Consider the following 7,613-nt stretch of genomic DNA (forward strand, 5'->3'; position numbering starts at 1 on the left):
GCCCCATATGGGCATCGGTGGTATCACCCCGGCCATGAAACTGAAACGGGCGGCATAGGCTCTACTTTTGAGCACTACCACAAATGGGGAGATTACACGGCCAGGCTCAGGTATATGGCAGGCCAAAAATGGGGCACGCAACGGTACATGAATATGAAAACAGAGATGTCGGCATAGAACCGGAGCCGTCACGGGCCTTGCAGCGCGGGATTGCCGCTTCGCATCCCGCTCACAAGGCCCGCGCCGACTCCTCAAGGCAGAGCCAAAACCCACACCATGCGGCTGCTACGAAAAGTGCGAAAATTTCTGGACACTACCTCGCAACCAGTTCAGCTTAATGTGAAAATTAATCGAAAATTAGGAATATTGCTTCCTGCAAACAACAGAATACGTAAACTCTATCAACGAATTGATATCATATATGGGTTTTTCAATTTTTTTCTGAATGTCATGAGAAAAAACTGATAAATCAGTACACTCCAAAACAAGCGCGTCAAGTTGCTTTTTATTGACAAAATTTTTGGCTGTGCCAACAATTTCTCCTCTTAACGCATCAATATCGAAATAATTCCTTTTTCCTTCGAGTATCGTTTCCCGAAACTCTGTGTTGTGCTCCATACCGTGTATGATGACATCATCCATACATGTTCCACAGTTGTCAAAATGGTCAACTGTCAAAGCATTGCTACTTGCCGTCAATACACCAATTTTTGCATTCTTTCCATGCATTATCCGTATCATTGGAATCTGTACTAGGCTTGATAAAATGACTGGAATTTTGAGCTCACTGGCAATTATGCCCTGAAATCTAGCCATAAAACCACAACTCCCGGATATTGCCTGCACTCCATCTTCCTCAAGCTGCTTAGCAACTTTTATGAATGGCTCCACAAGGTCCAATGTGGGATTAAATAACAGACAGGGGATATCAACTCCCTCAACAACCCGCGTAACTGTTGGAAAAGAAAAACTTATGGGGTTACGTAGATGCCCACGTAGCTTTGGAAATTGAGATTCTAGGCATAATATGCCTATTGGAAGATCATAGTATAATTTTCCGCCCTTCACGATCATCTCGTTACTCCTCGTTATTCATTGTCTCTTCTTTCCAATTCTAATCTAGAAAATAAATTAGGTAGGGAGTGAGACTTTGGATGGCTTAAACAGTTAATTGTGAGAAGCGTGAAGACTACAATAATTTTCAAGTGTTACCGGTCTAAATGGTTGTTGCACTTTTAGCCTTCCTTTCGCCGGATCATCTAACCCACAGGCCTCTAAAACAAGTTCAGACAACACTGTTCCACACATACGGCCTTGACATTGTCCCATTCCACAGCGAGTCATCCTTTTTACTTCATCAGCATTCATGAATTTTTCACGGATTGCCTTGCGAATCTCGCCTGCGGTAGTGTTTTCACATCGACAAACAATCGTTTCATCTGGAATGTTATAAACTTGGGGATTGGGCGCAAATACATAACGCAAGAAAGCCCGAGCAGCATACAAAGTTTTCAAGCGTTTACTATCTCCTTTACTTTTATATGTAAATTCAGCATCACTCAGAACTCCCAAATGTCTAGAAACACCTAAACCAACAAGATGTCCCTTAAAAATACTTGCATCTCCTCCGTGTACATATGCAGCATCTCCAGACACATAAATCCCAGGAATACTAGTCATTCCAAAAATGTTAGTTTCAGGATACCAATAACGTTGCACATTATCCCAAATGAGTTTGGTTTTAAGCGAACCAAGAATGTGTGTCCTCGGGATAACTCCTTCGTGCCGCAAGATACATGTAGTTGCAATTTCCTTTTTTTGCCCTTTAACAAAAAATTCAACATTGGAGACACAATCCGTACCCACGGCTCGAATTTTTTCGACATTGCGGTAAATAGGGACATTTTCTTTGAAAATTCTGAGCAACATGCCAATGCCTTTTTTGACATATGGTAGGTCCATTATTCCACCAGGCATTAATGCGACAGCTTTAAACCGCTGGATCCAGTCACCAGTATCCAAAATTGCTGAGATACGTATACCCGAATCAATCAAATGACAGGCGGCAAGAAGCATTAGCGGCCCATTACCAGCCAACACCACTTCGGTCACCCCCGAAGAAAGCTTGCCAATGTCTCTCAAGAGGATATCCGCCCCACCGACCCCCATAACTCCAGGCAACGTCCACCCTGGAAAAGGGACAGGACGTTCCATTGCGCCACAGGCAACAAGGATATTTGTTGCAGAAAGGGTCTCAGCTTTCCCCTTTATGGTACAAAAAACTCTGTGCCTCTCTACACCCCAAACCGTGGTATCCGAGTAATACTTGGCTCCACATTTTCGAAATTTTTCAACAAGCTCCAAGCCGGTTGCGCGCTCCTTAGAATCTCCAATATGTGAAGTAGAAGGCCTTTCAATATTACGAAAAAGTTGTCCGCCCGGACAAGCCTGTTCATCAATAACGGTCACATCTAGCCCGCAGGCTCTTGCTGTGCAGGCCGCTGACAAACCGGCAGGGCCCGCTCCTATAATCACAAGGTCCACATTATTGTCCATCAGTTTGCCTCTATTGTCTGAAGTTGTCTGCGTACTGACATTCCCTCACGGACCTTGACCAGACAAGCCTGAACATTTGGTTCTCCGTCAATTTCCATCAAGCATTCAAAACAGACACCCATAAGACAATATGGTGCCCGCTCTCTTCCGCTAACTGGATGCTTGCATGTATGACGATCTTTGCCGAAGCCGAGGACAGCAGATGCCACACTTATTCCCGCCGGAACTTCCATTGGTTGGCCATCAAGGGTGATATGAATATTTGATATGGAGGTTTGCATATGCCATCCTTTAGCAGTCAAAGCCAAAACGTTTTAGCGTCATCCCTCGTGCCGTTTCCGGCAAATCGCCTCCTAGGACAAAATCAGGAAGCAGCCTTGTGTGGGCAGCTGCCATGGTGATGGCGCTATGTGTGTTTATAATGGTTACCTTTGGATGCCCAGGTAAATGGCTATAAATAGCCATTTTATCTTCAGGCATAACCCTCAATCCCGACCATGAACGCAAAATACGTTTGTGCCCAAGTTCCGGCCAGACTCGCATTGCCCATACTCCTTCTAAAGCAACAGCTTCCGGCACGACTGGGGTATGATGGCCGGAACTTTCATGTCTGAAACCTATAATAGTCGTTCCACCAAAGGTTTGAGTAACGCCAAGCACGGGAATAGGCATGACATAGGGCATACGCTCAACTAAAAGGACCTGTCCCTTATCCGGATAGACCGGCAAGCTAGGCATGGCAAACTGCACGAAGCGACGATTAGATAAACCCGCCGCAAGCACCAACCTTTCACATTCAAATACCCCTTGTTCGGTGAATACATTATAGCCACCACCATTCGATTCCACTTCATAAACCAAAGTTTGAACGTACTCGACACCTGCCTTTGGTAAGGCAGCCCTAAAGACGCGCAAAAGTGTCAAAGGGTCAATCACGCCATCATCTTCGCACCAAGCAGCTCCGCAAACTTCAGGGCCCCAAGAGATTTTCGGCAATTTCCTTTCCAACTCGGCACGATCAATCATGTTGCCTTTGTACTCGCCTAAAGCAATCCGCAATTTTTCGATGTAGTCTCCTCGCTTCTTATAATCTTCCTCACTCAATGTTGGGATAAGCCCACCTGTAAAATTGACAGGAATGGAAAGGCCCGCAACTTCTTCAAGTTCCTTGACCAAAGCTGGATACAGGTTCGATGAAATAAACGCCCATTTGGCATAGTTGGGTAAATGCAAAAATTTGGATTGACACCAAATTAATCCAACATTTGCCCTTGTAGCCATATTGGTTTCCGTTGGAGCGTCAAGAACCGCAACCTTCTTTTTTTTCCCTACAAGTCCATAACCAACAGCGGCTCCGGAAATACCACCACCAACTACCAAAACGTCATAAATCTTCGTGTCCATACCAGCGTAGACCTTATTCCTTAAAGGCGATACAATCTACCTCAATCCGCAAATCATTCATCATCTGAGCCTGAACACAAACCCGAGCTGGTGCGTGCTCAACTGTAAAGTATTGCGCATATACCTTGTTGAAGCCAGCAAAGTCCCGTGTATCATCAAGGTACACTGTTACACGAACGACATCTTCCATGGAGTAACCCGCACTACTCAAGGCTTTTCTGAGGTTGTCCAGAGTCACTTTTGCCTGAACAGTGATGTTGCCGGAAACGATCTCTCCATCCGCATCTCGAGGAACTTGTCCACTTACAAAAAGCCATCCATTTGCGCCAGCAGACTGACAAAATGGCAAAGCATCCGGTTTGGTCGGCAACCCATTTCTCTTGATCGACATTCGCATCTCCTTTACAAGTTGGCGGCATTGGAAAAATTTTCCCAATGCCGCTCCATTTTATAATTATTGATTTACCGCAATGCCCATATCCGTGAGAACTTGCTTCATCTCACCATATTGATCCTTAATCTGCTTCACCCATGCTTCTCCTGAAGTATAGTCAGGAGATGCCTGCATATTCTTGATAGCTTTTACAAATTCAGGGTTTTTTGTAATTTCTTCGGTGACCTTTCCTAGCTTTTCCAAAATTTCCTTTGGAGTTCCCTTGGGGGCTACAATGCCACCCCATCCATAGTAATTTCCTTGATAACCGAGTTCTGAAAATGTCGGTGCTTCAGGATACAATTCGCTCTTGGTGCCCATGGCAAGAATCTTCATCTTGCCAGCAGAAGTCATTGAAGAATAGTTTTGTGGAAAAAGAAAAGTCATGTGTGCATGTCCACCCATAACAGCCGCGGCAGCTTCACCGCCACTCTTATATTCAACAATCTTCATTTGCACACCGTTTTTGCTAAACCAACTACGCATTGCAAAAGTTAGCCATGATGTAGCAGCGGGGCTAGCAAAAATGTATTTCCTTGGCTCTTTTTTTGCTGCTTCAGCCAATTCCTTAAGGTTTTTCCATGGCGCATCTGCTGGAGCCACAGCAGCACAGTTTGCGACCATAATTCGAGCAATGTACTCAAAACTATCAAAATTATAATCCGCCCCTTTAACGGTTAGAGGAATGATGATGTTTGGACCAGCCTGTCCCAAGAACAAAGTATAACCATCAGCTTTTGCCCGTGCAGCAAATAATGATCCGGTTAACCCACCACCTCCAGTTTTGTTGACCACAACAACAGGTTGTCCAAGTTTTTCTTTAGCAAATTCTGCCCAGACCCTAGCAGTCAAATCAGAATCACCTCCAGCACCAAAAGGGCTAACCAACTGGATTGGTTTGTCAGGGTACTCCGCAGCAGATACGAGCATACCCATGCACAGAGTCAAAAGACACGGAACCACTAATACTGCCAAAACCTTTTTGAACATACCCAACCCCCTAAAAATAAATATGGTTATCCTTCTTGCGCCAGCCGGGTAATTTTCGCGCGACGCATTCGGGCCCGAGCAATGCTGAAAACAGCGGCAATCGTCAAAAGGATAAGGGTTGCAGAAACAGGTCTAGCTACAAAAATCATAAAACTACCGTCTGAAATGGTCATGGTCTGGTCAAACGAGGCTTCGAGTAAAGGCCCCAAGATGAAACCAATGATCATTGGCCCCGCGGGGAATTGAAAACGCCGCATTCCATAACCGAAAACCCCAAATATGATGAGACAAAATATATCAAACATGCTCTGGTTAATAGAGTAGGTACCAACCATAGCAAAGACGGTCACGACAGAGAAAATTGTAGACTTAGGCAATTGGGATATCCGCATCCAGATCCTGAAACCAAACTTTGAAACATAATAAAGAATCACATCACAGATAATGAGAGAGGCAAACAATCCGTAAACAACCACCGTGTTTTCAAAAAAGATGTTTGGCCCTGGTGTGAGTCCTTGAATGAGAAAGGCCCCCATAAGCACCGCCGTAACATCATCCCCCGGGATTCCCAACGTTAAAAGTGGAATCATTGCGGAACCTGTAACGGCATTATTTGCGGCTTCAGGTGCGATTACCCCTTCAACTGAGCCTTTCCCGAACTTCTCCGGATTTTTGGAGGTACGCAAGGCTTCCGAATAGGCGACATAGGCTGCTGGAGAAGCGCCAAGCCCAGGCAAGGCACCAATTGCGGAACCAATAACAGAAGATCGTAAAAAAAGGGGAAGGAGAGCTTTGAATTCTCCCCAGGAAAAAGTGCCATCACTTCCAGTAAGCGTAAACTTCTTCTGGATTGCAGGCTGTATCTTTGTGCTAGCTTGATGAATAACTTCAGGCAGGCAAAGTAAGCCTATTACCATAGGAATAAGGGCAATTCCCTGCATGAGGTACTCGTTACCAAAAGTAAAGCGCATGGCTCCGGTTGATCCTGAAACGCCAACAGTTGAAAGTAGCAATCCAAGACCTGCCATCACTAACCCCTTAGTTATTGATATCCCCGAAATGCTTCCAACCACAGTTAAAGCCAACAAAATCAGGCTACACTGTTCTGTGGGGCCTATTTTTAACGCCAGATAAGACAAGGGGGCTGCCACGCAAATCAAGAGAATGTTGCTAAATGTATCTCCAAAAACTGACCCGGCAAGAGCTGCATTGAGAGCCTTGCCAGCCTTCCCTTGTTCAGCGAGGGGGTAACCGTCCATGGCCGTACATACGGCGGGGGGAGCACCAGGAGTGTTAAGCAAAATTGCAGTGATTGATCCTCCAAACATACTCGCTTTGTATATTCCCAATAACATTGGGATGCCAACAAGTGGACTAACATAAAAAGTAAGAGGCAAGAGGATAGAGATAGCCATGATGCCCGAAATACCAGGAATAGCACCGAACATGAGGCCGGTAAAAACACCAAAGGTGATGGCACCAATGGTTTGCCATGTAAAAGTTGATAAAACGCCCGTTAAAATATCAGCTATCATATTTTAATCCAGTTATATTCATATTTAATGCTCAAACAAAACTCCTACCGGGAGAAAAATTTTCATATAATTTAGGACAAAGAAATCAATGATCAACGCGAATGCTACAAAGAAAAAAAATGGAACTAACCAACCTCGAAGACCAAGCAATTTTGCAACTATCATCATAATAAATGGCGTTGAATATAAAAATCCAATATAATGCATAGATATAAAATATAAAAAAAGAGATCCAATATAAGAATACAGTGCAAAAAAACGAGACTTGCCCACGCACTTTTCAATCAATTCTTGCTCGTGATTCACATTTCCGTTAATTATATGCCAAGCAGAACGTACAGAAAAAATAACCAGAAGAAAACTTATACCAGACATCAAAAGTGCAACAATTGACGGAAAAAAAGACTGGCTGATAGTTGAAGGTATTGCTTCGATAACCCATACATCTGCCTTTATGTATACCACCACGAAAAACAAGAAACTACACATGGCAATCCCTGTTTCCAATAATACATTGCGACGTAGATATCGATGCATAAGCTTTTCCTAAACTATCTTATTAGTGTATCGGTCTACGTTTTTTTGGACACGTTTTTTGTTGATCAAGCCGCGATGTTCACGGCCTCTTTCTGGATGGCCCGCACCGCTGACGGAGTCTTGTAGTCGTGGCGTCCAATGATCCATTCCCGGTTGTA

Annotated in this window: 8 protein-coding genes; all 8 read right to left on the reverse strand. The window is 44.3% G+C overall.

Annotation, left to right across the window (positions count from 1 at the left end):
- Positions 1-357: 357 nt before the first annotated feature.
- Positions 358-1,074, reverse strand: coding sequence for an aspartate/glutamate racemase family protein (locus tag EII23_RS11160; RefSeq protein WP_124793443.1), 717 nt, complete (start codon positions 1,072-1,074; stop codon positions 358-360).
- 93 nt (positions 1,075-1,167) lie between these two features.
- Entirely contained in the window at positions 1,168-2,556 is a 1,389-nt protein-coding gene (locus EII23_RS11165; RefSeq protein ID WP_124793444.1) for an NAD(P)/FAD-dependent oxidoreductase, read from the reverse strand.
- Positions 2,556-2,837: a (2Fe-2S)-binding protein gene (locus tag EII23_RS11170; RefSeq protein WP_124793445.1), complete on the reverse strand. Its 282-nt coding sequence runs from the start codon at positions 2,835-2,837 to the stop codon at positions 2,556-2,558. Before EII23_RS11170 ends, EII23_RS11165 begins: the two co-directional genes overlap by 1 nt.
- A 10-nt stretch (positions 2,838-2,847) precedes the next feature.
- Positions 2,848-3,960 (reverse strand): FAD-binding oxidoreductase, encoded by a 1,113-nt coding sequence (locus EII23_RS11175; protein WP_124793446.1) that lies wholly within the window; start codon positions 3,958-3,960, stop codon positions 2,848-2,850.
- Positions 3,961-3,973: 13 nt separating this feature from the next.
- Positions 3,974-4,351 carry a RidA family protein gene (locus tag EII23_RS11180; RefSeq protein WP_124793447.1) on the reverse strand — a complete coding sequence of 126 codons (378 nt, stop codon included), beginning with the start codon at positions 4,349-4,351 and terminating at the stop codon, positions 3,974-3,976.
- Positions 4,352-4,414: 63 nt separating this feature from the next.
- Positions 4,415-5,383, reverse strand: a complete 969-nt coding sequence (locus EII23_RS11185) for a tripartite tricarboxylate transporter substrate binding protein (protein ID WP_124793448.1) — start codon at positions 5,381-5,383, stop codon at positions 4,415-4,417.
- 26 nt (positions 5,384-5,409) lie between these two features.
- Positions 5,410-6,918, reverse strand: coding sequence for a tripartite tricarboxylate transporter permease (locus EII23_RS11190; protein WP_124793449.1), 1,509 nt, complete (start codon positions 6,916-6,918; stop codon positions 5,410-5,412).
- Positions 6,919-6,942: 24 nt separating this feature from the next.
- On the reverse strand, positions 6,943-7,455 hold the full coding sequence (locus EII23_RS11195; RefSeq protein WP_124793450.1) for a tripartite tricarboxylate transporter TctB family protein: 513 nt from the start codon (positions 7,453-7,455) through the stop codon (positions 6,943-6,945).
- Between the last annotated feature and the right edge of the window lie 158 nt (positions 7,456-7,613).

This window comes from Desulfovibrio sp. OH1186_COT-070 (genome assembly GCF_003860215.1).
GTDB lineage: Bacteria > Desulfobacterota > Desulfovibrionia > Desulfovibrionales > Desulfovibrionaceae > Desulfovibrio.